The sequence below is a fragment of the Pseudomonas sp. URIL14HWK12:I6 genome (assembly GCF_000514195.1).
GTDB classification, from domain to species: Bacteria; Pseudomonadota; Gammaproteobacteria; order Pseudomonadales; family Pseudomonadaceae; genus Aquipseudomonas; species Aquipseudomonas putida_A.
Map to the genome: position 1 here is coordinate 447,107 of NZ_AZVL01000001.1, position 24,135 is coordinate 471,241.

21 protein-coding genes are annotated in these 24,135 nt (G+C 59.9%); 17 read left to right on the forward strand and 4 right to left on the reverse strand.

The window, feature by feature from the left end:
* Window positions 1–48 precede the first annotated feature (48 nt).
* The gene (gene argE, locus H043_RS0102050) at window positions 49–1,203 is read left to right on the forward strand and encodes an acetylornithine deacetylase (RefSeq protein ID WP_027610505.1); all 1,155 of its coding nucleotides are present in this window, start codon (window positions 49–51) and stop codon (window positions 1,201–1,203) included.
* A 266-nt stretch (window positions 1,204–1,469) separates the two neighbouring features.
* The gene (gene argA / locus H043_RS0102055; protein ID WP_007967974.1) at window positions 1,470–2,768 is read left to right on the forward strand and encodes an amino-acid N-acetyltransferase; all 1,299 of its coding nucleotides are present in this window, start codon (window positions 1,470–1,472) and stop codon (window positions 2,766–2,768) included.
* Window positions 2,769–2,892: 124 nt separating this feature from the next.
* On the opposite strand, the gene tauA is transcribed toward argA, so the two are convergent.
* The gene (gene tauA / locus H043_RS0102060; protein ID WP_177325600.1) at window positions 2,893–3,885 is read right to left on the reverse strand and encodes a taurine ABC transporter substrate-binding protein; all 993 of its coding nucleotides are present in this window, start codon (window positions 3,883–3,885) and stop codon (window positions 2,893–2,895) included.
* A 367-nt stretch (window positions 3,886–4,252) separates the two neighbouring features.
* Here tauA and H043_RS0102065 point away from each other — a divergent pair, with 367 nt between their 5' ends.
* The 8 genes from H043_RS0102065 to H043_RS0102100 all read left to right on the forward strand — a co-directional run bounded on the left by H043_RS0102065 (window position 4,253) and on the right by H043_RS0102100 (window position 11,535).
* Window positions 4,253–5,602 carry an OprD family porin gene (locus H043_RS0102065; protein WP_027610507.1) on the forward strand — a complete coding sequence of 450 codons (1,350 nt, stop codon included), beginning with the start codon at window positions 4,253–4,255 and terminating at the stop codon, window positions 5,600–5,602.
* 296 nt (window positions 5,603–5,898) lie between these two features.
* The gene (locus H043_RS0102070) at window positions 5,899–6,537 is read left to right on the forward strand and encodes a peroxiredoxin (RefSeq protein ID WP_007967980.1); all 639 of its coding nucleotides are present in this window, start codon (window positions 5,899–5,901) and stop codon (window positions 6,535–6,537) included.
* Window positions 6,538–6,854: 317 nt separating this feature from the next.
* A complete protein-coding gene (gene ssuE, locus H043_RS0102075; RefSeq protein WP_027610508.1) occupies window positions 6,855–7,448 on the forward strand; it encodes an NADPH-dependent FMN reductase in 594 nt (197 codons plus the stop codon).
* 89 nt (window positions 7,449–7,537) lie between these two features.
* Window positions 7,538–8,518 (forward strand): sulfonate ABC transporter substrate-binding protein, encoded by a 981-nt coding sequence (locus H043_RS0102080; RefSeq protein WP_027610509.1) that lies wholly within the window; start codon window positions 7,538–7,540, stop codon window positions 8,516–8,518.
* A 26-nt stretch (window positions 8,519–8,544) separates the two neighbouring features.
* Window positions 8,545–9,693, forward strand: coding sequence for an FMNH2-dependent alkanesulfonate monooxygenase (gene ssuD, locus H043_RS0102085; protein ID WP_027610510.1), 1,149 nt, complete (start codon window positions 8,545–8,547; stop codon window positions 9,691–9,693).
* An 8-nt stretch (window positions 9,694–9,701) separates the two neighbouring features.
* Entirely contained in the window at window positions 9,702–10,484 is a 783-nt protein-coding gene (gene ssuC, locus H043_RS0102090) for an aliphatic sulfonate ABC transporter permease SsuC (protein WP_027610511.1), read from the forward strand.
* Window positions 10,481–11,287: an aliphatic sulfonates ABC transporter ATP-binding protein gene (gene ssuB / locus H043_RS0102095; protein ID WP_027610512.1), complete on the forward strand. Its 807-nt coding sequence runs from the start codon at window positions 10,481–10,483 to the stop codon at window positions 11,285–11,287. The genes ssuC and ssuB overlap by 4 nt, the downstream gene beginning before the upstream one ends.
* A 32-nt stretch (window positions 11,288–11,319) precedes the next feature.
* Entirely contained in the window at window positions 11,320–11,535 is a 216-nt protein-coding gene (locus H043_RS0102100; RefSeq protein ID WP_007967989.1) for a molybdopterin-binding protein, read from the forward strand.
* Between the two features lie 161 nt (window positions 11,536–11,696).
* Here H043_RS0102100 and H043_RS0102105 read toward each other — a convergent pair whose 3' ends face one another.
* Both H043_RS0102105 and H043_RS0102110 read right to left on the reverse strand, forming a co-directional pair.
* A complete protein-coding gene (locus tag H043_RS0102105) occupies window positions 11,697–12,329 on the reverse strand; it encodes a TetR/AcrR family transcriptional regulator (protein WP_027610513.1) in 633 nt (210 codons plus the stop codon).
* A 248-nt stretch (window positions 12,330–12,577) separates the two neighbouring features.
* On the reverse strand, window positions 12,578–13,954 hold the full coding sequence (locus H043_RS0102110; protein ID WP_003229254.1) for a glutamine synthetase family protein: 1,377 nt from the start codon (window positions 13,952–13,954) through the stop codon (window positions 12,578–12,580).
* A 730-nt stretch (window positions 13,955–14,684) separates the two neighbouring features.
* Between H043_RS0102110 and H043_RS0102115 the strand changes: the two genes are divergently transcribed.
* The 7 genes from H043_RS0102115 (at window position 14,685) to H043_RS0102145 (ending at window position 23,044) form a co-directional block, all read left to right on the forward strand.
* Complete coding sequence (locus H043_RS0102115) at window positions 14,685–16,043, forward strand: glutamine synthetase family protein (RefSeq protein ID WP_007967993.1); 1,359 nt, start codon at window positions 14,685–14,687, stop codon at window positions 16,041–16,043.
* A gap of 56 nt (window positions 16,044–16,099) precedes the next feature.
* A complete protein-coding gene (locus tag H043_RS0102120) occupies window positions 16,100–17,464 on the forward strand; it encodes an aspartate aminotransferase family protein (protein ID WP_027610514.1) in 1,365 nt (454 codons plus the stop codon).
* 171 nt (window positions 17,465–17,635) lie between these two features.
* Window positions 17,636–18,745, forward strand: coding sequence for a polyamine ABC transporter substrate-binding protein (locus tag H043_RS0102125; RefSeq protein ID WP_027610515.1), 1,110 nt, complete (start codon window positions 17,636–17,638; stop codon window positions 18,743–18,745).
* 187 nt (window positions 18,746–18,932) lie between these two features.
* Complete coding sequence (locus tag H043_RS0102130; protein WP_027610516.1) at window positions 18,933–20,030, forward strand: polyamine ABC transporter substrate-binding protein; 1,098 nt, start codon at window positions 18,933–18,935, stop codon at window positions 20,028–20,030.
* 67 nt (window positions 20,031–20,097) lie between these two features.
* Window positions 20,098–21,240, forward strand: coding sequence for an ABC transporter ATP-binding protein (locus H043_RS0102135; RefSeq protein WP_003229245.1), 1,143 nt, complete (start codon window positions 20,098–20,100; stop codon window positions 21,238–21,240).
* 35 nt (window positions 21,241–21,275) lie between these two features.
* Window positions 21,276–22,157, forward strand: coding sequence for an ABC transporter permease subunit (locus H043_RS0102140; RefSeq protein WP_171061891.1), 882 nt, complete (start codon window positions 21,276–21,278; stop codon window positions 22,155–22,157).
* Window positions 22,154–23,044: an ABC transporter permease subunit gene (locus tag H043_RS0102145; RefSeq protein ID WP_027610518.1), complete on the forward strand. Its 891-nt coding sequence runs from the start codon at window positions 22,154–22,156 to the stop codon at window positions 23,042–23,044. Before H043_RS0102140 ends, H043_RS0102145 begins: the two co-directional genes overlap by 4 nt.
* Window positions 23,045–23,235: 191 nt before the next feature.
* Here the strand turns inward: H043_RS0102145 and H043_RS0102150 are convergent, their stop codons facing one another.
* Window positions 23,236–23,877: an HD domain-containing protein gene (locus tag H043_RS0102150; protein ID WP_027610519.1), complete on the reverse strand. Its 642-nt coding sequence runs from the start codon at window positions 23,875–23,877 to the stop codon at window positions 23,236–23,238.
* Window positions 23,878–24,135 lie beyond the last annotated feature (258 nt).

Sequence of the window (24,135 nt, forward strand, 5' to 3'; positions counted from 1 at the left end):
CGCCGGATGGCTCTATGATGGACTTCAAATCGGGAGTTGGAGTCAGCGATGCCTTTGCCATCCATGCAAGACCAGTTCGCGGCACTGATCGCCGCACCATCGGTCAGTTGCACCCAACCGAGCCTGGATCAGTCCAACCGGGCGGTGATCGATTTGCTCGCCGGTTGGCTGGGTGATCTGGGCTTCAGCTGCGATATCCAGCAGGTCAGCCCCGGCAAATTCAACCTGCTCGCCAGTTTTGGCAGCGGGCCCGGTGGCCTGGTCCTGGCCGGGCACAGCGATACCGTGCCTTATGACGATGCGCTGTGGCAGACCGATCCGCTGAAACTCACCGAAGTCGATGGCCGCTGGGTCGGGCTGGGCAGTTGCGACATGAAGGGTTTTTTCGCGCTGATCATCGAGGCCGTGCAGCCGCTGCTCGACCAGCCGTTCAAGCAACCGCTGCTGATCCTCGCCACCTGTGATGAAGAAAGCTCGATGTCCGGTGCCCGCGCACTGGCCGAGGCCGGCAAGCCACTGGGCCGTGCAGCGGTGATCGGCGAGCCGACCGGGCTCAAACCGATCCGCATGCACAAGGGCATCATGATGGAGCGCATCGATATCCTCGGGCAGAGCGGCCATTCGTCGGATCCGCGCCTGGGCCACAGCGCCCTCGAAGCGATGCACGATGCCATCGGTGAGCTGCGTGGTCTGCGCCTGTTGTGGCAGCGTGAATTCAACAACCCGCAGTTCAGCGTGCCGCAGCCGACCATGAACTTCGGCTGTATTCATGGCGGCGACAATCCGAATCGCATCTGCGGCCAGTGTTCACTGGAGTTCGATCTGCGCCCGTTGCCGGGCATGGACCCGAAAGTCCTGCGTGCGGAGATTCTGCGCAAGCTCAATCCGGTTGCGGAACGTCATCAGGTGAAGATCGACTACCAGCCGTTGTTCCCGGAAGTGCCGCCATTCGAGCAGGCCGAAGACGCCGAATTGGTGCGCATCGCTGAAAAGCTCACCGGTCATAGTGCCGAAGCAGTAGCGTTCGGCACCGAAGCGCCTTATCTTCAGCGCCTTGGCTGCGAAACCATCGTGCTCGGCCCTGGCGACATCGCCTGTGCACACCAGCCCGGCGAATACCTTGAAATGTCACGTTTGCAGCCTACCGTGCATCTATTGCGGCAGTTGATTGAACATTACTGCCTGACAGCTGACGAACGATGATCAACCCCTGTGGGAGCGAGCCTGCTCGCGAAAGCGCCATTCCAGACACCTCAATGTCGACAGATACACCGCTTTCGCGAGCAGGCTCGCTCCCACAGGAGGTATGTGTTTTATCCGATCAAACGCTGTAAATTGCCAGCACCCCAACCCGTATTCATGAGGAGAGCGCGCGTGTCGCCAAGCCTGTTCCGACGATAACCATCAGCCCGCTGTGCGTTTTCCGTTTCGCCCTTTTTTCGGCTGCTATTTATTACAGGCCCAGGTTCATGCCCGAATACGTCAATTGGCTTCGTCACGCGTCCCCTTACATCAATGCCCACCGCGACTGCACCTTCGTCGTCATGCTGCCCGGCGACGGCGTGGAGCATCCGAACTTCGGCAACATCGTCCACGACCTGGTGCTGTTGCACAGCCTCGGCGTGCGCCTGGTGCTGGTCCACGGTTCGCGCCCGCAGATTGAAACCCGCCTCGCTGCGCGCGGCCTGACCCCGCACTACCACCACGGCATGCGCATCACCGATGCGGCAACGCTGGAGTGCGTGATCGACGCGGTCGGTCAGCTGCGTATCGCTATCGAAGCGCGGCTGTCGATGGACATGGCCTCGTCGCCGATGCAGGGCTCGCGCTTGCGGGTGGCCAGCGGCAACCTTGTGACCGCGCGGCCGATCGGCGTGCTCGAAGGCGTCGACTATCACCACACCGGTGAAGTGCGCCGGGTCGATCGCAAAGGCATCAATCGTCTGCTCGACGAGCGTTCGATCGTGCTGCTGTCGCCGCTGGGCTACTCGCCGACCGGGGAAATCTTCAACCTCGCCTGCGAAGACGTCGCCACCCGCGCCGCCATCGACCTCGGTGCCGACAAGCTGCTGCTGTTCGGCGCCGACCTCGGTCTGATCGACGAGAACGGCAAACTGGTGCGCGAACTGCGTCCGCAACAGGTGCCGGCGCATCTGGCGCGTCTGGGCAACAACTATCAGGCGGAACTGCTGGATGCTGCTGCCGAGGCTTGCCGTGGCGGCGTGGCGCGCAGCCATATCGTCAGCTACGCCGAAGACGGCGCGCTGCTGACCGAACTGTTCACCCGCGACGGTGGCGGTACGCTGGTCGCTCAGGAGCAATTCGAACTGGTGCGCGAGGCGGCGATTGAAGACGTCGGCGGTTTGCTCGATTTGATCAGCCCGCTGGAAGAGCAGGGGATTCTGGTGCGTCGTTCGCGTGAAGTGCTGGAGCGCGAGATCGAACAGTTCAGCGTGGTCGAGCGTGAAGGCATGATCATCGCCTGTGCGGCGTTGTACCAGATTGCCGATTCGGATGCCGGTGAGCTGGCGTGCCTGGCGGTGAATCCGGAGTATCGCCACGGTGGACGCGGCGATGAGCTGCTGGAGCGCATCGAGACCCGTGCCCGGGCGCAAGGGTTGAAAACCCTGTTTGTCCTCACCACCCGCACGGCGCACTGGTTCCGCGAGCGCGGGTTCGAACCCAGCAGCGTCGAGCGCCTGCCGGCGGCGCGGGCGTCGCTGTACAACTATCAGCGTAACTCGAAGATCTTCGAAAAGACCCTCTGAAGATTAGCGAAGGACTTTTGTGGCGAGGGGATTCATCCCCGATGGGCCGCGCAGCGGCCCCCGCTTCAGCAAAAGCAGGGGACTGCTGCGCAGTCCATCGGGGATGAATCCCCTCGCCACCTATTCAATTGTTTTCGGTTACAAACTTCGCACTGACGTACGGCGAGTAGTCCGGCAGCACCGTCTCGACCTTGCCTTGTTCCTTCAAAAACTTCGCCGTCTCACCAATCGCCTTGGCCGTGCCGCCGTCCAGCAGTGCGGTGGATTGCTGTGCCTTGGCATCCGGGAAGGCTGAACCGGCCAGCAGTTCCGGTACATCGGCGGCATTGGCACCGGTCAGTTTGGCGATTTTCTGAACCGGCGCCGAGTCAGCCGTCCAGCTGTCTTTATGCGCTGCGTAATCGGCAAATGAATCCAGCGTGACTTTGGCAAACTTCGCGACGACGTCAGGATGCTTCTCGGCGTAATCCTTGCGTGCGACCCAGACTTCGAAGGTCGGTGCGCCCCACTGACCAACCTGCGCGGCATCGGTCAGGGTCTTGCCGGTCTTGCGGATTTCCCCCAGTGCCGGCGACCAGACAAACGCGCCATCGATATCGCCACGCTTCCATGCTGCGGCGATTTCCGCTGGCTGCAGGTTCACCACTTTGACTTTGCCGGTGTCCAGGCCCCAGTGCTTGAGTGCACCGAGCAAGCTGTAGTGGGAGGTGGAAACGAAGGGCGTGGCGATGGTCTTGCCGACCAGATCCTGCGGGGTGTTGATCCCGCTGCCATTGCGTACCACCAACGCTTCGGCGGCATTGATCTGCGCCGAAACAATAAAGGCAACAATCGGCAGGTTTCGCGAAGCCGCGGCGGCCAACGGGCTGGAACCGAGATTGCCGATCTGCACATCGCCGGAGGCAATGGCTGTCACAACTTCCGGGCCACTATTGAAGCGTCGCCAGTCGATCTTCTGGCCGATGGTTGTTTCGTAAGTGCCGTCGGCCTGGGGGACTTTGCTGGGGTCGATCCCGGTTTGATAACCGATGGTGAGGTTGGCAGCCTGCGCGGAAAGACAAATAAGCGTCGACACACAAACTGTAACAAATTGACTAGATAGTGCGCGTTTAGCCATCATGGCGTCGCCTTTTCGATAGGGTTTGACGAATTGGGGTTGCGCCAAAGCTAATCGATATAAAAAAAGGCTAACAAATACCATTTAGGAATGAGCTTAGTCGCCGATACGTTGTATCCGGGCGAAGATGGCTAGATAGTGGCCATATTCCCGAATGATATGAAAAAGAATGAATAAATTCTTTTTGGGTTTATCAGGAAATCTTTACTCTGCACGGACCAAATCACTGCGATTAGACCTTGGTCGTAGACACACAAGGTTACGATTGACTTGTCAGTCACGGTCTGGCGCTAATCGCGCATCTTAGGATCCAGGGCATCAGACCCCGGGCCAGGAACACAAGAATTAGAAACGAGAGGAGCTTTACATGAACAAGTCCACCTTGGCCCTGGCTGTGGCCGTAGGGGTTATGGCGCAGCAGGCAGGCGCCGCCGGTTTCATCGAAGACAGCAAAGCCACTCTGGGCCTGCGCAACTTCTACATCAACAACGATAACCGTGACTCCGGCACCAAAGCGGCTGGCGCGCAGAACAAGAACGAAGAATGGGGCCAAGGCTTCGATCTGCGTTTCATCTCCGGTTACACCCAGGGCACCGTCGGCTTCGGTATCGACGCCATCGGCCTGCTGGGCGTGCGCCTGGATTCGGGCGGCGGCACCAACGGTGCAACCTCGACTTCCTACGGCGGCACTGTGTTCCCGAGCAAGTCCAACGGCGAAGCTGTTGATAACTTCTCGAGCCTGGGCCTGACCGCCAAAGCCAAGATCTCCCAGACCGAACTGAAGCTGGGTACTCTGCAGCCGAAAAACCCGGTCATCGTGACAAACGACGGTCGTCTGCTGCCACAAACCTGGCAGGGTGGCCAGATCACTTCCGGCGAGATCAAGGACCTGACCCTGGTCGCTGGTCAGATCGAAGCAGTGAAAGGTCGTAACTCCAGCAACAACGAGAACCTGTCCGTTGGTGGTGCGAACGCTCGCGTTGCCAACAGCAACAAGTTCTACTACGCCGGTGGTGACTACAAAATCACCAAGGACCTGACTGCCCAGTACTACTACGGCAACCTGGAAGACTTCTACAAGCAACACTTCCTGGGTCTGGTTCACAACTGGGCAATCGGCCCGGGCGTGCTGAAGTCTGACTTCCGCTACTTCCACAGCAGCGACGACGGCGCCAATGGCAACACCGCAGCCTACTTCGGTAACGGTAACTACGTCGGCAACGTCAGCGGCAAAGGCCCGATCGACAACAATCTGTACAGCGGCCTGTTCCTGTACACCGTTGAAGGCCACACCTTCGGTGGCGGCTACCAGGTTTCCAACGGCAGCTCCGACTTCCCTTGGCTGAACCAGGGCGACGGTTCGTCGAACTACACCATCACCGACATGCAGATCCAGAAGTTCGGTCGTGCCGGCGAGAAAACCTGGCAAGCACGCTACTCGTATGACTTCGCCAAAGTCGGCCTGCCAGGCCTGACTGCCGGTGTGGTCTACCTGCGCGGCGACGATATCGACACCGTTGGCTCCAACCGTCGTGAAAACGGCACCGGCGCTTCCGAGTGGGAACGCGACCTGACCGTCGGTTACGTGATCCCTGAAGGCCCGGCGAAAAACCTGGGCTTCATGTGGAAAAACGCTACCTGGCGCAACGACGTCCCAGGTCAGCGCGACCAGGACGAAAACCGCCTGATCGTCAGCTACTCGATCCCGCTGCTGTAATAGCGCGTCTCGATTCGCTGATGTAAAAAAAGCCCCGTCCGGCATCGCGCCGGTCGGGGCTTTTGCATTTTCGGGTCAGGCTCACCCCCGTAAGCCTGTTCCGAAATTCCCTCTTTTGCAGCTACTCAAGGCCTTCTCGAACCTTGAGGGCGATGTTCGTCGCGATGCGGGCGAGCGTCCAGTGAACGATGTTTAATATTCATTTAAATTCTAAATATCTGCTTATTTATTCTTTTTCATGATGTCGAATCCCGAGCTACAGTTGAGTTCTCCAACAACTCATCAGGAGCAGCACCATGAGCCTCAGACTCGGCGACATCGCCCCCGACTTCGAACAGGATTCCAGCGCCGGCAAGATTCGTTTCCACGAGTGGCTGGGCGATAGCTGGGGCGTGCTGTTCTCCCACCCGGCGGACTTCACCCCGGTGTGCACCACCGAGCTGGGCTTCACCGCCAAGCTCAAGGATGAGTTCGCCAAGCGCGGCGTCAAAGCCATCGCGCTGTCGGTCGACCCGGTGGACTCGCACCACAAGTGGATCGAAGACATCAACGAAACCCAGAACACGATCGTCAACTTCCCGATCCTGGCCGATGCCGATCGCAAGGTTTCCGACCTCTATGACCTGATCCATCCGAACGCCAACGACACCCTGACCGTGCGTTCGCTGTTCGTGATCGATCCGAACAAGAAGATTCGCCTGACCATCACCTACCCGGCGAGCACCGGGCGCAACTTCCACGAGATCCTGCGGGTGATCGATTCGCTGCAGCTCACCGACAACTACAAGGTGGCGACTCCGGCCAACTGGCAGGACGGTGAGGAGGTGGTGATCGTGCCGTCGCTCAAGGACGAAGAAGAGATCAAGCGGCGCTTCCCCAAAGGCTATCGCGCGGTGAAGCCATACCTGCGCCTGACGCCGCAGCCGAATAAGTGAATCAGTGAGATTTACGGTGTAGCCACCACCGTCATCGCGAGCAGGCTCACTCCTACATTTGAAATGCGTTCCCCTGTAGGAGTGAGCCTGCTCGCGATGGCGTTAGTCCAGCCACCACGGAACCACAAAGCAGGGGATTTCAGGCCGTTTTCACGGCCTGTTTTTTTGCCCGGAACAAAGCAAATCGCATATCTCTTAAAAGCATAACCAAATGAATAAATATGATTTATAGATATATAAATCAGCTGGTAAGGTCACTCCCATTGAAGCGAGATCGCAACCCGCGAATCGCCTGTAACGCTTAAGGAATTGTCTCAATGCTGGTCGTCTCACTCGGTGGCAGTCCCAGCCAGCGCTCCCGCTCAGGAGTGTTGCTTGAGCGCTCGCAACGCTGGTTGCAGGAGCAAGGGGTGGAAGTGGTGAGTTATCAGGTGCGGGACTTCCCGGCCGAAGATTTGCTCCACGCCCGCTTCGACAGCCCGAAGGTGCTCGACCTGCTGGCGCAGATTGAAAACGCTGACGGTCTGCTGATCGCCACGCCGGTGTACAAGGCGTCGTTTTCCGGGGCGCTGAAGACCGTACTCGATCTGCTGCCCGAACGCGCCTTGAACCACAAGATTGTTCTGCCGATGGCCACCGGCGGCAGCATCGCCCACATGCTGGTGGTCGATTACGCGCTCAAGCCTGTGCTGTCGGCATTGAAGGCCCAGGAAATGCTGCAAGGGATTTTTGCCGAGGACAGCCAGATCGCTTATGGCGAAGGCAGCGCCCAGGCGCAACTGGCGCCAGCGCTGGAACAGCGTCTGCATGAAGCGCTGGATCAGTTTGTCAGTGCCATGGCTCGCCGGCCGAAACCGCTGGAGCCGGGCCTGTTGAATGAACGTTTATTGAGTGCTCGCTGGAGCATTTAAGCCTTACCCGAATTTGCTCCACTCACCTTACTCAGCCGCTAACGGCCAAGCAGGTGCAGCCAAAACCCAACAGCAAAAAGGAGAGCGCTATGCGCACTGTATTTTTGCGTCGTGGTCTGGTCGCTCTGTTTGCTGCGGCTGTGTCCTTCGGCGCCATTACTCAAGCTCAAGCCGAGACATTGCGGATCGGTTATCAGAAGTACGGCACGCTGGTGCTGCTCAAGGCCAAAGGCACTCTGGAAAAGCGTCTGGCCGCCCAAGGCGTGGACGTGCAATGGACTGAATTCCCCGGCGGCCCGCAACTGCTCGAAGGCCTGAACGTCGGCTCGATCGACTTCGGCGTGACCGGTGAGACTCCGCCAGTGTTTGCCCAAGCAGCGGGCGCTGATCTGCTTTACGTCGCCTACGAACCGCCAGCGCCGAACAGCGAAGCGATCCTCGTACCGAAAGACTCGCCGATCAAATCGGTGGCGGATCTGAAGGGCAAGAAAGTCGCCCTGAACAAAGGCTCCAATGTGCACTACCTGCTGGTGCGCGCACTGGAAGACGCCGGCCTCAAATACTCCGATATCCAGACCGTGTTCCTGCCGCCGGCCGATGCCCGCGCCGCGTTCGAGCGTGGCAGCGTCGATGCCTGGGTAATCTGGGATCCGTACCAGGCCGCTGCCGAGAAACAGCTGCAAGCGCACACCCTGCGTGACGGCAAAGGCATCGTCGACAACCATCAGTTCTACCTCGCGACCAAACCTTACGCGCAGAAAAATCCCGAGGTGATCAAGACCCTCGTCGAAGAAGTGCGCGCTGTCGGCGAGTGGTCCAAAGCCAACCCTGAAGACGTGACCCAGCAGGTCGCGCCGCTGCTCGGCCTGCCGGCGGACATCACCCTGACCTCGGTGAAACGCCAGGGCTACGGTGCGCTGTTCCTGACCCCGGACGTGGTCGCCGCACAACAGAAAATCGCCGACACCTTCTACCAGCTCAAGCTGATTCCCAAGCCGTTGAGCATCAAGGATGTGATCTGGACACCACCGGCCGCTGTGGCCCAAAGCTCGGTTAGCCAAACCCAGTAAATCGAATCCCCCAAGGAGACCACTCCATGAGCCTCAACATTTTCTGGTTCCTGCCTACCCACGGCGACGGCCATTACCTTGGCACCGCCGAACGCGCCCGCGCCGTTGACCACGGTTATCTGCAACAGGTCGCGCAAGCGGCGGATCGTCTGGGCTTTGGCGGCGTGCTGATTCCCACCGGCCGTTCCTGCGAAGACTCGTGGCTGGTCGCCGCGTCGCTGATCCCGGTAACTCAGCGTCTGAAATTCCTAGTCGCCCTGCGCCCCGGGATCATTTCCCCGACGGTGGCGGCGCGGCAGGCAGCGACGCTGGATCGTCTGTCCGGCGGTCGTGCGCTGTTCAACCTGGTGACCGGTGGCGATCCGGAAGAGTTGGCCGGTGATGGTCTGTTTCTCAACCACGAGGAGCGTTATCAAGCCTCGGTGGAATTCACCCGGATCTGGCGTCGGGTGCTGGAAGGTGAAACCGTCGATTACGACGGCGAACACATCAGCGTGAAGGGCGCCAAACTGCTCTATCCGCCGATCCAGCAACCGCGTCCGCCGCTGTACTTCGGTGGCTCCTCCGAAGCGGCACAGGATCTGGCTGCCGAACAGGTCGAGATGGTGCTGACCTGGGGCGAGCCGCCAGCCGCGGTGGCCGAGAAGATCGAACAAGTGCGCGCCAAAGCCGCCAGGCTCGGGCGTACCGTGCGCTTCGGCATTCGTCTGCATGTGATCGTGCGCGAAACCAACGCCGAAGCCTGGCAAGCGGCAGACCGGCTGATTTCGCATCTGGACGACGACACCATCAAACGTGCGCAAGCATCGCTGGCGCGCTTCGACTCGGTCGGTCAACAACGCATGGCCGCGCTGCACGGCGGCAGTCGCGACAACCTCGAAGTCAGCCCCAACCTGTGGGCGGGTGTCGGCCTGGTGCGTGGCGGTGCCGGTACTGCGCTGGTCGGCGATGGTCCAACCGTGGCCGCCCGCGTGAAGGAGTACGCGGATCTGGGTATCGACACCTTCATCTTCTCCGGTTATCCACACCTCGAAGAATCGTACCGCGTCGCTGAACTGCTGTTCCCGCACCTCGACATCGAGCGTCCGGAACTGCCGAAAAGCGCCGGTTATGTCAGCCCGTTCGGCGAGATGGTGGCCAACGATATTCTTCCCAAAGCCGCGTCGCAGAGCTGAGGCGCGCCATGAACAAATTTATCCACAGCCTCGCGCCCTGGGCGTTGCCGGTGCTCCTGCTGGCGGTGTGGCAGTTGTCGGTGTCAGCCGGTTGGTTGTCGACGCGGATTCTGCCGGCACCGGTGGCGGTGATCGAGGCCGGTGTCAGCCTGGTGCGCAGCGGCGAGATCTGGACGCACCTGGCAATCAGCGGCTGGCGCGCGGCACTCGGTTTCACCATCGGCGGCAGCATCGGTCTGGTGCTGGGCTTCATCACTGGCCTGTCGAAGTGGGGCGAACGCCTGCTCGACAGCTCGGTGCAGATGATCCGCAACGTGCCGCACCTGGCGCTGATTCCGTTGGTAATTCTGTGGTTCGGCATCGACGAGTCGGCGAAGATTTTCCTGGTCGCATTGGGCACGTTGTTCCCGATCTACCTCAACACCTATCACGGCATCCGCAACGTCGATCCGGCGTTGGTGGAGATGGCGCGCAGTTATGGCCTGTCCGGTTTCAGTTTGTTCTGGCAGGTGATTCTGCCGGGGGCACTGCCTTCGATTCTGGTCGGTGTGCGCTTTGCGCTGGGCTTCATGTGGCTGACGCTGATCGTTGCCGAAACCATCTCCGCCAGCTCCGGCATAGGCTATCTGGCGATGAATGCCCGGGAGTTTTTGCAGACCGATGTGGTGGTGCTGGCGATCCTGCTTTACGCGGTACTCGGCAAACTTGCTGATCTCGCCGCCCGTGGTCTTGAGCGTGTGTGGTTGCGCTGGCATCCGGCCTATCAGGTGGCCAAGGGAGGTGCGGCATGACCGCTCAACAACCTCCACGCCTGCTGCGCGGGATTCCGCTGGTGGTGCGCAACCTGCAGAAAACCTTTGGTACGCGGCAAGTGCTGCGCGACATCGACCTGCACATTCCGGCGGGGCAATTCGTCGCCGTGGTCGGACGCAGCGGGTGCGGCAAGAGCACCTTCCTGCGCTTGCTCGCCGGCCTCGACCAACCGACTGGCGGCGACCTGCTGGCCGGCGCCGCGCCGCTGAGCGATGCGCGGGAAGACACCCGGCTGATGTTCCAGGAAGCCCGGTTGCTGCCGTGGAAAAAGATCATCGACAACGTCGGCCTCGGCCTTAAAGGCGACTGGCGCCCGCAAGCTCTGGAGGCGCTGGAAGCGGTGGGTCTGGCCGATCGCGCCAACGAGTGGCCGGCCGCTTTGTCCGGCGGGCAGAAGCAGCGTGTGGCGCTGGCCCGGGCGCTGATTCACCAGCCGCGCCTGCTGTTGCTCGACGAGCCGCTGGGTGCGCTGGATGCGCTGACCCGGATCGAGATGCAGCAACTGATCGAACGCCTCTGGCAGAAGCATGGCTTCACCGTGCTGCTGGTGACCCATGACGTCAGCGAAGCGGTGGCGATTGCCGACCGGGTGATTCTGATCGAGGACGGCGAAGTCGGCCTCGACCTGCAAGTGGAACTGCCACGCCCGCGAGTGCGCGGATCGCATCGACTGGCGGCGCTGGAAACCGAAGTGCTCAACCGTGTTCTGTCCCTGCCCGGCGAGCCGCCGGAGCCGGAACCTGTTTCACCACTGCCTACGCAATTGCGCTGGGCTCAATAACTCAAGCTTTATCAACGACAGGAATCAAAGCCATGACTATCAAAGCCATCAACGTGCGCAACCAGTTCAAAGGCTCGATCAAGGAGATCGTTCTCGGCGACGTGCTGTCGGAAATCGACGTGCAAACCGCTTCCGGCATCGTCACTTCAGTGATCACCACCCGCTCAGTCAAGGAGCTGGAACTGGCGGTGGGCAGCGAGGTGATCGCCTTCGTGAAATCCACCGAGGTGTCGATCGCCAAGTTGTAAGCCGGTGAGTAAAAAACAACCCCGAAAGGCGTGAGCCCTTCGGGGTTTTTTGTGTCTGTCTTGAAGTTCGCGGTGCGGCCTTCGCGAGCAGGCTCGCTCCCACAGGGAACCGCTTTCCAAATGTGGGAGCGAGCCTGCTCGCGAAGAGGCCGGTAAAGACGCTAGAGAATTCTTTTGGGCAGATAAGGCGGCAGATACAGCCCGATATAGGCATCAAACACCCGCATCCCTTCCTCGGCCATGCGCGGTGTGATCTGCCCGTGCTGCTGCACCGAGCGCGCATACACGCGGTCACCCAGTTCCATCGCCAGCGCGAACACATCGACATCGCTGGGCAGGCGCGGCAATTCGAAGTGATGGTCGAACAGCTTGTGCATCAGGTCGCCGAGTTCGATGTCGTGCTGGCGGTCCGCCTGGGTCACTTCGGTCAGGCCGTGCTGGGCGAGGATCAACTGGCGGGCCGCCGCGTCTTCGTCGTAGATCTCCAGCATCCGCTCTTCGACCAGCCGCGACAGGTCACGCCAGTCGCGCAGGGCGTCGTGGTCGATCGGCGCTTGCAGGCAGGCGCGAAACGCCGCATGCACGTCGGCGGTCAGCGCTTCGAGCAGTGCCGGGACGCTGGCGAAGAAGTGATACACGGATGACGGCGGAATCTGCGCGCGTTCGGCGACGCTGTAGATCGACAGACTGGCCACACCCTCGGCGGCCAGCAGCGTACGCGCGGCTTCGAGTATCGAGTCGATCCGCGCCTGGCTGCGGGCACGGGGTTTGCGGACGGGGGCGGGACGCGTCATGGAAGTCTCCTGCGGGGCAGCGGGCATTGTACGAGCCGCGCCGTGTGTTGTCTGCCAGGACGCCTTCGGGAGCAAGCCCCCTCCCACAGTTGATCTTCTGCGTACAAACGATCCCCATTCGCTGAGGCCCCCTGTGGGAGGGGGCTTGCTCCCGAACCGCCGCAGGCGGCCATTCAGATCAAAATCGGGCCATAAAAAAACGCCGCGGGCTACGACAGCCGACGGCGTTTTATCTGATTGCAATCCGTTTACACGGTATGCAGATACCAGTTGTACTCAAGGTCGGAGATGGAGTGTTCGAACTCCTCCAGCTCGCTTTCCTTGCAGGCGACGAAGATATCGATGTATTTCGGATCGATGTACTTGGCCATCACTTCGCTGTCGTCCAGCTCGCGCAGGGCATCGCGCAAGTTGTTCGGCAGGCTTTGTTCGTTCTGCTCGTAGCTGTTGCCTTCGACCGGAGCGCCCGGTTCGATCTTGTTCACCAGACCGTGATGCACACCGGCCAGGACCGAAGCCATCAGCAGGTACGGGTTGGCGTCGGCGCCGGCCACGCGGTGTTCGATACGCACGGCATCGGCAGAACCGGTCGGTACGCGGATCGCCACAGTGCGGTTGTCCAGGCCCCAGCACGGCGAGTTCGGCACATAGAACTGCGCGCCGAAGCGACGGTACGAGTTGACGTTCGGGCAGAGGAAAGCCATCTGCGCCGGCAGGGTCTCGAGCACACCGCCGATCGCGTGACGCAGCGCGGCGTTCTGCTCGGGATCCTCGCTTGCAAAGATGTTCTTGCCATCTTTGTCGAGCACCGAGATGTGGACATGCAGACCGTTACCCGCCTGGCCTGGGTACGGCTTGGCCATGAAGGTGGTGTCCATTTCATGGTCGTAGGCGATGTTCTTGATCAGACGCTTGAGCAGGACTGCGTAGTCGCACGCCTTGATCGGGTCGGCGACGTGGTGCAGGTTCACTTCGAACTGCGCCGGGGCACTTTCCTTGACGATGGCGTCGGCCGGGATGCCTTGCTCTTTGGCGCCTTCCAGAATGTCCTGGAGGCAGTCGACGTATTCGTCGAGGTCGTCGATCAGGTAGACCTGAGTCGAGTGCGGGCGTTTGCCGGAGATCGGCGAGCGTGGCGGCTGAGGGCGGCCGTTCACGTTTTCCTGGTCGATCAGGTAGAACTCCAGCTCGAAGGCTGCGCAGATGGTCAAGCCCAGCTCGTCAAACTTTGCAACAACTTGACGGAGCACTTCGCGCGGATCGGCGAAGAACGGGTCGCCTTCGAGTTCGTGCATGGTCATCAACAGTTGCGCGGTAGGGCGCTTCTGCCATGGCTCGTTGCACAGGGTATCGGGGATTGGATAGCAGATCCGGTCGGCGTCGCCGATGTCCAGACCCAGGCCGGTGCTTTCCACCGTAGAGCCATTGATATCCAGAGCAAATAGGGAGGCCGGCAGGTTGATGCCTTTCTCGTAAACCTTGTGGAGGCTGGTGCGTTCGATGCGCTTGCCGCGCACCACACCATTCATATCCGCAATCAGAAGGTCAACGTACAGAACCTCAGGATGTTCCTTAAGGAACGCGTTCGCTTCGTTAAGCTGAACGGCACGCGGGGGTACCGACATGATGCAACACCTTTGTTGTTAAAAATATCAATCATTGATCTTTTCTGGTTTCAGTCAACCCGAACGGCCTGCCGAAGTCAAGCGAGGCCTTTTTTGCCCTAAAAAAGCGCTGCGAGGGCATTTATGGGGCACTTTGGGGCAGTTTTTTGTCTTGGGGACGCTTGGCACCCGCGGGCTTGAGCAGGCCGTGTTGTATTTTTTACGGGGGTGTTGTGTAAAAAAATGAACAAGGCTAAGCTCCGACCAAACCCATAACAGCAATAATACCGGGGTGCTTCATGTCTCGCCTGCCGTTAATCGGCATCACCGACTGCTCGCAACAGTCCGGTCTGCATGCTCATCACATCAGTGGCGACAAATCCGTCCGTGACGCGGCCAGCATGGCTCGTGGCGGGTCGACGAGGTTCTCGTGCGCATCAGGCCCAACGGCAACGTCCGATATTCTGGACGCACGGGACAGCATCCTGTTTATGGCGTCTCCTTCCAATATAGATCCCTTTGAGTCCCAAAGCCTGTGCCGCTCCCAAAGCCGTGCTCATGATTCTGCACGCCTTGAATGTGCACAGGAAATGCAACGCCAGCGTAAAGGGCAGGTAAGCTCCTCTTTCATTGTCTATGCGCGGTGCCAGGCGTAAGCCGGTACTGCGCGCAAGCAAGCCCCCTTTAACGCGACGCCACGGCGTCAAACTTTGCCTGACACGATGTCAGGAGACTCAGCCCAGAGGCATTTATGAGTAACAACCTCGACCAGCTCACCGATTGGTTGAAAGACCACAAGATCACAGAAGTCGAATGCATGATCGGCGACTTGACCGGTATTACCCGGGGCAAGATCTCGCCGACCAACAAGTTCATCGCCGAAAAGGGCATGCGCCTGCCAGAAAGCGTTCTATTGCAGACCGTGACTGGCGACTACGTCGAAGACGACATCTATTACGAACTGCTCGACCCGGCCGACATCGACATGATCTGCCGTCCCGACCAGAACGCGGTGTACCTGGTGCCATGGGCGATAGAGCCGACCGCCCAGGTGATCCACGACACCTACGACAAGCAAGGCAACCCGATCGAGCTGTCGCCGCGCAACGTCCTCAAGAAAGTCCTCAAACTCTATGCCGACAAGGGCTGGCAGCCAATCGTGGCGCCGGAGATGGAGTTCTACCTGACCAAGCGCAGTGACGACCCCGACTATCCGTTGCAGCCGCCAATCGGCCGCTCGGGCCGTCCGGAAATCGGTCGTCAGTCGTTCTCCATCGAAGCGGCGAACGAATTCGACCCGCTGTTCGAAGACGTCTACGACTGGTGCGAACTGCAGGAGCTGGACCTCGACACGCTGATCCACGAAGACGGCACGGCGCAGATGGAAATCAACTTCCGCCACGGCGATGCACTGTCCCTGGCCGATCAGATTCTGGTGTTCAAGCGCACCATGCGCGAAGCCGCGCTCAAGCACGACGTGGCCGCGACCTTTATGGCCAAGCCGATGACCGGCGAGCCCGGCAGTGCGATGCACCTGCACCAGAGCATCATCGACATCGAGACTGGCAAAAACGTGTTCTCTAATGAAGACGGAACCATGAGCCAGCTGTTCCTGCACCACATCGGTGGTCTGCAGAAACTGATCCCGGAATTGCTCCCGCTGTTCGCCCCCAACGTCAACTCGTTCCGCCGCTTCCTGCCGGACACTTCGGCGCCGGTGAACGTGGAGTGGGGCGAAGAGAACCGCACCGTGGGCCTGCGCGTACCGGATGCTGGCCCGCAGAACCGCCGCGTGGAAAACCGCCTGCCGGGCGCCGACGCCAACCCGTACCTGGCGATTGCCGCGAGCCTGCTCTGCGGTTACATCGGCATGGTCGAGGGCCTCAACCCGAGCGCGCCAGTGGTCGGACGTGGCTATGAACGCCGCAACCTGCGTCTGCCGCTGACCATCGAAGACGCGCTGGAGCGTATGGAAAACAGCGCGACCATCGAGAAATACCTGGGCAAGACCTTCATCACCGGCTACGTCGCGGTCAAGCGGGCCGAGCATGAAAACTTCAAGCGCGTGATCAGTTCCTGGGAGCGTGAGTACCTGCTCTTCGCCGTCTGATACGCCGGGCGCGGCTGGCAACAGCCGCGCCTTCACCGATAACAAGGAGAATTGGCATGACCAGCAACAACCCGCAAACCCGTGAGTGGCAAGCCCTGAGCAGCGATCACCACCTGGCCCCGTTCAGCGATTTCAAGCAGCTGAAAGAGAAGGGTCCACGGATCATCACCAACGCCAAGGGCGTGTACCTGTGGGACAGCGAGGGCAACAAGATCCTCGATGGCATGGCGGGTCTGTGGTGCGTGGCGATCGGTTATGGCCGCGATGAGCTGGCTGACGCGGCCGCGAAGCAGATGCGCGAACTGCCTTACTACAACCTGTTCTTCCAGACCGCGCACCCGCCGGCACTGGAACTGGCCAAGGCCATTGCCGACGTGGCCCCGCAAGGCATGAACCACGTGTTCTTCACCGGTTCCGGCTCCGAAGGCAACGACACCATGCTGCGCATGGTTCGGCACTACTGGGCGATCAAGGGCCAGCCGAACAAGAAAGTCATCATCAGCCGCAAGAACGGTTACCACGGTTCGACCGTGGCGGGCGCGAGCCTCGGTGGCATGACCTATATGCACGAGCAGGGCGATTTGCCGATCCCGGGCATCGTCCACATTGCGCAGCCGTACTGGTTTGCCGAGGGCGGCGACATGTCGCCGGAAGAGTTCGGCATCTGGGCGGCCAATCAGCTGGAAGAGAAGATTCTCGAAGTCGGCGTCGACAACGTCGGTGCGTTCATTGCCGAGCCGATTCAGGGCGCTGGCGGCGTGATCATTCCGCCAGAGACTTACTGGCCGCGCATCAAGGAAATCCTCGCCAAGTACGACATTCTGTTCGTCGCTGACGAAGTGATCTGTGGTTTCGGTCGTACCGGCCAATGGTTCGGTTCGGATTTCTACGATCTGAAACCCGACATGATGACCATCGCCAAAGGCCTGACCTCCGGCTACATCCCGATGGGTGGCCTGATCGTGCGTGACGAAGTGGTGAAGGTGCTCAACGAAGGCGGCGACTTCAACCACGGCTTCACCTACTCCGGGCACCCGGTGGCGGCGGCGGTGGGTCTGGAAAACATCCGGATCCTGCGCGACGAGAAAATTATCGAGAACGCGCACAACGAAACGGCACCGTATTTGCAGAAACGTCTGCGCGAACTCAACGATCACCCGTTGGTGGGTGAAGTGCGCGGGGTCGGTTTGCTGGGGGCGATCGAACTGGTGCAGGACAAGGCCACTCGCAAGCGTTACGAAGGGCGGGGCGTGGGCATGATCTGCCGGCAGTTCTGCTTCGATAACGGCCTGATCATGCGCGCCGTGGGCGACACCATGATCATTGCGCCGCCGTTGGTGATCAGCAAGGCAGAAATCGATGAGCTGGTGACCAAGGCACGTAAATGCCTGGACCTGACCCTCAGTGCGTTGCAGGCCTAAGTGCTAGGCTTCGAGCGGGGGAGCTGCGGTGCTCTCGCTCGAAGGTGTCAGAAAGGTTGGCCTTTTCTTGAAAGACCGCCTCCGATCTTGCCAGACTAGCCGCGGTTCCAGTTGTCCGGGTTCGGCCGCTGAACAAAGTGGTTCAAAAAAGAAAAATTTGGAGCATGACGCATGAAGGCATTAGGTAAAAAGCTTGCTGGCAAGACTCTTCTCGCGCTGTCCGTCGCGGGCATGATGGCGGGTGCGGTTCACGCGGACGACAAGGTACTGCACGTTTACAACTGGTCCGACTACATCGCTCCGGACACCATCGCCAACTTCGAAAAAGAGTCGGGGATCAAGGTCGTCTACGACGTGTTCGACAGCAACGAAACCCTGGAAGCCAAGCTGCTGGCGGGCAAGTCCGGTTACGACGTCGTTGTGCCGTCGAACAACTTCCTGGCCAAGCAGATCAAGGCGGGCGTTTATCAGGAGCTGGACAAGTCCAAGCTGTCCAACTACGGCAACCTGAACAAATCGCTGCTCAAGGCCGTTTCGGTCAGCGACCCGGACAACAAGCACGCCTTCCCGTACATGTGGGGCTCGATCGGCATCGGCTACAACCCGGAGAAGGTCAAGGCTGCACTGGGCGTCGACACCATCGATTCCTGGGACACTCTGCTCAAGCCGGAGAACATCGCCAAGCTCAAGAGCTGCGGTGTGAGCTTCCTCGACTCGCCGACCGAAATGCTCCCGGTCGCGCTGCACTACCTGGGCCTGCCAACCGACAGCCAGAAGAAAGAAGACATCAAGAAAGCCGAGGAACTGTTCCTCAAGATTCGTCCTTCGATCACCTACTTCCACTCCTCCAAGTACATCTCGGACCTGGCCAACGGCAACATCTGCGTAGCGGTCGGCTACTCGGGTGACGTGCAGCAGGCCAAGTCCCGTGCCGCCGAGGCCGGTGACAAGGTCAAGGTCAGCTACGCCATTCCGAAGGAAGGTGCCGGCAGCTTCTATGACATGGTCGCGATTCCGAAAGATGCGGAAAACATCGACGGTGCCTACAAGTTCATGAACTACCTGCTGCAACCGAAAGTGATGGCCGAGATCACCAACGCTGTGCGCTTCCCTAACGGTAACGCCGAAGCGACCCAGTACGTGAACAAGGACATCACCGCCGATCCAGGCATCTACCCGCCAGCCGACGTGCAGGCCAAGCTGTATGCGATCGCCGACTTGCCGGCCGCTACCCAGCGTGAACTGACCCGCAGCTGGACCAAGATCAAATCCGGTAAATAAGCCGGTTTGACGCAGCAACCGCTGGCCGTCGTCGCCGCGACGGCGGCCAGCGGATCAATTAAATGACAGGAAGTTTTGCAGGAACGGTTTTTCGAGGGTAAGTTGCGCGCCGGTTTGGTTGCCGGGCAGCCATGGCTGTCATGTAACGCGGGGCAACTTGGGCCCAACTAATTTAGAGGACCTCCACTTGCCTATTTTTTCTTCTTTGCGCAAAGCCCTGCTGGCCACTGCCGGCCTGACGATCGCTGTCGGAGCCCAGGCCGCCGGTACGGTGCATATTTATAACTGGTCGGATTACATCGGCGAGACCACCCTGGCCGACTTCCAGAAAGAAACCGGAATCAAACCGGTGTACGACGTGTTCGATTCCAACGAGACCCTGGAAGGCAAGCTGCTGGCCGGGCGTACCGGTTACGACGTGGTCGTGCCGTCGAACCATTTCCTCGGCAAGCAGATCAAGGCGGGCGCGTTCCAGAAGCTCGACAAGTCGCAGTTGCCGAATTATTCGAATCTCGATCCGGTGCTGCTCAAGCGCCTGGAACAGAACGACCCGGGCAACCAGTACGCCGTGCCGTACCTGTGGGGCACCAACGGCATCGGCTACAACGTCGAGAAAGTCAAAGCGGTGCTCGGCATCGACAAGATCGACTCCTGGAGCGTGCTGTTCGAGCCGGAAAACATCAAGAAGCTGCACAGCTGTGGCGTCGCGTTCCTCGACTCGGCCGATGAAATGATGCCGACCGTGCTCAACTACATGGGCCTGAACGCCAACAGCACCAATCCGAAGGACTACGCCAAGGCCACCGACAAACTGCTGGCCGTGCGTCCCTACGTGACCTACTTCCACTCGTCGAAATACATCGGTGATCTGGCCAACGGCGACATCTGCGTGGCCATCGGTTTCTCCGGCGATATCTTCCAGGCCAAGCACCGTGCCGAAGAAGCCAAGAAGGGCGTGAACATCGCCTACTCGATTCCGAAAGAGGGCGGCGCATTGTGGTTCGACATGCTGGCGATTCCGAAGGATTCGTCCAACGTCAAAGAGGCCCACGCCTTCATCAACTATTTGCTGAAACCTGAGGTGATCGCCCAGGTCAGTGATTACGTCGGTTACGCCAACCCTAACCCCGGGTCGGACAAGCTGATGGAGCAGTCCATTCGCACCGATGAAGCGGTTTATCCACCGCAAGCAGTCCTCGACAAGACTTACGTGTCGGTCGAGTTGCCACCCAATATTCAGCGTTTGATGACCCGTAGCTGGACCAAGGTCAAGTCGGGCAAGTAAGGCACAAACTATCCTGGGTTCGTCCGCATGGGGCGAACTGCACTGTTTTTTTCTGGGAGTTTCGTAAATGGCAGTTGCCTCCGGCGCCTATAAGAAAGCCCTCGAGGGCGACCAGACACCTAAACAGGTGTTGGTCAAAATCGACCGGGTCACGAAGAAGTTCGACGAGACGATTGCCGTGGACGATGTGTCCCTGGAAATCAAGAAGGGCGAAATTTTCGCCCTGCTCGGCGGCTCGGGATCGGGCAAATCCACGCTGCTGCGGATGCTGGCAGGGTTCGAACGGCCCACGGAGGGGCGCATTTTCCTCGACGGCGTCGACATCACCGACATGCCGCCGTACGAGCGACCGATCAACATGATGTTCCAGTCGTACGCCTTGTTCCCGCACATGACCGTGGCGCAGAACATCGCCTTCGGCCTCAAGCAGGACAAGATCCCCAACGCCGAGATCGATGCGCGCGTGGCCGAGATGCTCAAGCTGGTGCAGATGAGCCAGTACGCCAAGCGCAAGCCGCATCAACTGTCCGGCGGTCAGCGTCAGCGTGTGGCACTGGCGCGCTCGCTGGCCAAGCGGCCGAAACTGCTGCTGCTCGACGAGCCGATGGGCGCACTGGACAAGAAACTGCGTTCGCAGATGCAACTGGAGCTGGTAGAGATCATCGAGCGCGTGGGCGTGACCTGCGTGATGGTGACCCACGACCAGGAAGAGGCCATGACCATGGCCGAGCGCATCGCGATCATGCACCTGGGCTGGATTGCCCAGATCGGCAGCCCGATCGACATCTACGAAACCCCGACCAGCCGTCTGGTCTGCGAATTCATCGGCAACGTGAACATCTTCGAAGGCGAAGTGATCGACGACGCCGAAGGCCACGCGACCATCACTTGCAAAGACCTCGACCGGCAGATCTACGTCGGCCACGGCATCAGCACTTCGGTGCAGGACAAATCGGTGACCTACGCGATTCGTCCGGAGAAGCTGCTGGTCACCGCCGAAATGCCGACCTGCGAATACAACTGGTCGAGCGGCAAGGTGCATGACATCGCCTACCTCGGCGGTCACTCGGTGTTCTACGTCGAATTGCCGAGCGGCAAGCTGGTGCAATCGTTCGTTGCCAACGCCGAACGCCGCGGCCAGCGTCCGACCTGGGGCGATCAGGTTTACGTGTGGTGGGAAGACGACAGCGGCGTGGTACTTCGCTCATGAACATGCGCAAGTTCAAACGACGGCTCAACCGAATAATTCCCAATGGCCGGCAACTGGTCATCGGGGTTCCGTTCATCTGGCTGTTTCTGTTCTTCATGCTGCCGTTCTTCATCGTCCTGAAGATCAGCTTCGCTGAAGCCGACGTGGCCATCCCGCCGTACACCGAGATCTACACCTTCGCCGAGCAGAAGCTGCAATTGCTGCTGAACCTGGGCAACTACGCGATGCTGGGCGACGACGAGTTGTACATCGCCGCCTACCTGGGCTCGCTGAAGATGGCGTTCTTCAGCACGCTGCTGTGCCTGCTGATCGGCTACCCGATGGCCTACGCCATCGCCAGCGCCCGTAAAGAGCTGCAGACAGTGCTGGTGTTGCTGATCATGATGCCGACCTGGACCGCGATCCTGATCCGCGTTTACGCGTGGATGGGCATTCTCAGCAACAACGGCCTGCTCAACGGTTTCCTGATGAGCATGGGCTTTATCGACGAGCCGCTGCAGATCCTCAACACCAACCTCGCGGTGTACATCGGCGTGGTTTATTCGTACCTGCCGTTCATGATCCTGCCGCTGTACGCCAACCTGGTGAAGCACGATCAGAGCCTGCTGGAAGCCGCTTCCGACCTCGGTTCGAGCACCTTCAACAGCTTTTGGAAAATCACTATTCCGCTGTCCAAGAACGGGATCATCGCCGGCTGCATGCTGGTGTTCATCCCGGTGGTCGGCGAGTTCGTGATCCCGGAACTGCTTGGCGGCCCGGAAACCCTGATGATCGGTAAAGTGCTCTGGCAAGAGTTCTTCAACAACCGTGACTGGCCGGTGGCGTCCGCCCTGGCGGTGGTGATGCTGGCGATCCTGATTGTGCCGATCATCCTGTTCAACCGCAGTCAGGCCAAGGAAATGGAGGGCAAAGAATGAAACGCATCCGTTTCTCCAGCCTGATGCTGGTACTGGGTCTGTTGTTCATCTACCTGCCGATGCTGATCCTGGTGATCTACTCGTTCAACGCCTCGAAACTGGTGACGGTGTGGGGCGGCTGGTCGATCAAGTGGTACGTCGGCCTGCTCGACAACACCCAACTGATGGGGTCGGTGGTGCGCTCGCTGGAAATCGCCTGCTATACCGCCGTTGCGGCGGTGGCGCTGGGTACGCTGGCAGCCTTCGTGCTGACCCGCATCACCCACTTCAAGGGCCGCACACTGTTCGGTGGCCTGGTGACGGCGCCGTTGGTAATGCCTGAGGTGATCACCGGTCTGTCGCTGTTGCTGCTGTTCGTGGCCATGGCGCAGATGATCGGCTGGCCGCAGGAACGCGGCATCGTCACCATCTGGATCGCCCACACCACGTTCTGTGCGGCGTATGTGGCGGTGGTGGTGTCGGCGCGTCTGCGTGAGCTGGACCTGTCGATCGAAGAGGCGGCGATGGACCTCGGTGCACGGCCGTGGAAGGTGTTCTTCCTGATCACCATCCCGATGATCGCGCCGTCGCTGGCAGCGGGCGGCATGATGTCGTTCGCTCTGTCGCTGGATGACCTGGTACTGGCGAGCTTCGTTTCCGGCCCGGGTTCGACCACGCTGCCGATGGAAGTGTTTTCCGCGGTGCGTCTGGGCGTGAAGCCTGAGATCAACGCCGTGGCCAGCCTGATTCTGCTGGCGGTGTCGATCGTGACGTTCATGGTGTGGTTCTTCAGCCGCCGCGCCGAAGAAGCGCGCAAGAAAGCCATCCAGCAAGCCATCGAAGAAGGCGCCGCCGATTCGTGGAAGCAACCGGACGTGCGCCGCGCGCCTGCGCCGGAAGCGGCTTAAAGCAAAATCGGGTTGGCCCCTTTATCAAGGCCAACCCAAATCCAACTGTGGGAGCGGGCTTTTGTGGCGAGGGGATTTATCCCCGATGGGTTGCGAAGCGGCCCCCTCTCTTGATTCAAAAAGAAAGGGACTGCTACGCAGTCCATCGGGGATAAATCCCCTCACCACAGGGCACACCCCCACAGTCGGTTTTATGCAGTCCAAGGAGATTGGCGGATGACCTCAACAAAATTCATCGGCTTGAACCCCGGCTCCTGATCCACCAGTACATCGGTCTTCACGTTGCCGAACGTGGTCTGCGGACGATGGCGCAAGCCGTCGGCGAACGCGCAGATGATGCATTCCTTGAAACCTTCCCCGCGTGGATGCGCATGCACCACCGCTTCGCGCTGGGTGCTGCTGAACGCCGCGTAATCCATCCCCAATACATCCATCTCGACACCCGCCGTCACCAGCGCCACGGTCGGACGCAGATGCTTAGGCACCCCCGGTGTGGTGTGCAGGGCAATCGACAGCCAGACCTGTTCGATGTCGTCATCGCTCAGACCGTACGGCTTGAGAAACGCCGCTGCCGCGTTGGCGCCATCCACTTCGAAACGCTCGTCGGCACTGCGATAGCCCTCGACCAGACCGAGGTCGTGGAACATCGCGCCGACATACAGCAGCTCCGGGTTGTAGGCCAGTTGTTGGCGCTCGCCGCTCAATGCGCCGAACAGAAACACCCGGCGCGAGTGGTGGTAGAGCAGGTCGGATTCAATGTCGCGAATGTACTCGGTGGTGGCCCGGGCGAGGGCGCTGTCGGGAATCTTGATGCCGGCAATGGTCGTGCTCATGAAGGTATCCTCATCGAAAACGCCGTCGTGGCGCTGATGGACGAAGTCTGTTCCCCGAGGCACTAAACGGACAATCAACGCATGGCTGCGATCCTTGCCAATCGACCTGCAAATCGTGCCAACCTCGCTTGTTGAACCTGGATTGGCTAGGGTTGGCCCAATCAACAAGGCAGGCACGGCCCATGTGGGAGCGGGCTTGCTCGCGAAATGGCCCTTACATTCAACTTGTCTGTTGAATGACACAACGCTTTCGCGAGC

Coding starts and splice junctions, on each gene's coding strand:
- ssuE (WP_027610508.1), top strand. CDS start 6,855: ATGCTGGTCGTCTCACTCGGTGGCAGTCCCAGCCAGCGCTCCCGCTCA.
- H043_RS0102120 (WP_027610514.1), top strand. CDS start 16,100: ATGACCAGCAACAACCCGCAAACCCGTGAGTGGCAAGCCCTGAGCAGC.
- H043_RS0102080 (WP_027610509.1), top strand. CDS start 7,538: ATGCGCACTGTATTTTTGCGTCGTGGTCTGGTCGCTCTGTTTGCTGCG.
- ssuD (WP_027610510.1), top strand. CDS start 8,545: ATGAGCCTCAACATTTTCTGGTTCCTGCCTACCCACGGCGACGGCCAT.
- ssuC (WP_027610511.1), top strand. CDS start 9,702: ATGAACAAATTTATCCACAGCCTCGCGCCCTGGGCGTTGCCGGTGCTC.
- tauA (WP_177325600.1), bottom strand. CDS start 3,885: ATGGCTAAACGCGCACTATCTAGTCAATTTGTTACAGTTTGTGTGTCG.
- H043_RS0102135 (WP_003229245.1), top strand. CDS start 20,098: ATGGCAGTTGCCTCCGGCGCCTATAAGAAAGCCCTCGAGGGCGACCAG.
- ssuB (WP_027610512.1), top strand. CDS start 10,481: ATGACCGCTCAACAACCTCCACGCCTGCTGCGCGGGATTCCGCTGGTG.
- H043_RS0102065 (WP_027610507.1), top strand. CDS start 4,253: ATGAACAAGTCCACCTTGGCCCTGGCTGTGGCCGTAGGGGTTATGGCG.
- H043_RS0102110 (WP_003229254.1), bottom strand. CDS start 13,954: ATGTCGGTACCCCCGCGTGCCGTTCAGCTTAACGAAGCGAACGCGTTC.
- H043_RS0102145 (WP_027610518.1), top strand. CDS start 22,154: ATGAAACGCATCCGTTTCTCCAGCCTGATGCTGGTACTGGGTCTGTTG.
- argE (WP_027610505.1), top strand. CDS start 49: ATGCCTTTGCCATCCATGCAAGACCAGTTCGCGGCACTGATCGCCGCA.
- H043_RS0102115 (WP_007967993.1), top strand. CDS start 14,685: ATGAGTAACAACCTCGACCAGCTCACCGATTGGTTGAAAGACCACAAG.
- H043_RS0102150 (WP_027610519.1), bottom strand. CDS start 23,877: ATGAGCACGACCATTGCCGGCATCAAGATTCCCGACAGCGCCCTCGCC.
- H043_RS0102070 (WP_007967980.1), top strand. CDS start 5,899: ATGAGCCTCAGACTCGGCGACATCGCCCCCGACTTCGAACAGGATTCC.
- argA (WP_007967974.1), top strand. CDS start 1,470: ATGCCCGAATACGTCAATTGGCTTCGTCACGCGTCCCCTTACATCAAT.
- H043_RS0102125 (WP_027610515.1), top strand. CDS start 17,636: ATGAAGGCATTAGGTAAAAAGCTTGCTGGCAAGACTCTTCTCGCGCTG.
- H043_RS0102105 (WP_027610513.1), bottom strand. CDS start 12,329: ATGACGCGTCCCGCCCCCGTCCGCAAACCCCGTGCCCGCAGCCAGGCG.
- H043_RS0102100 (WP_007967989.1), top strand. CDS start 11,320: ATGACTATCAAAGCCATCAACGTGCGCAACCAGTTCAAAGGCTCGATC.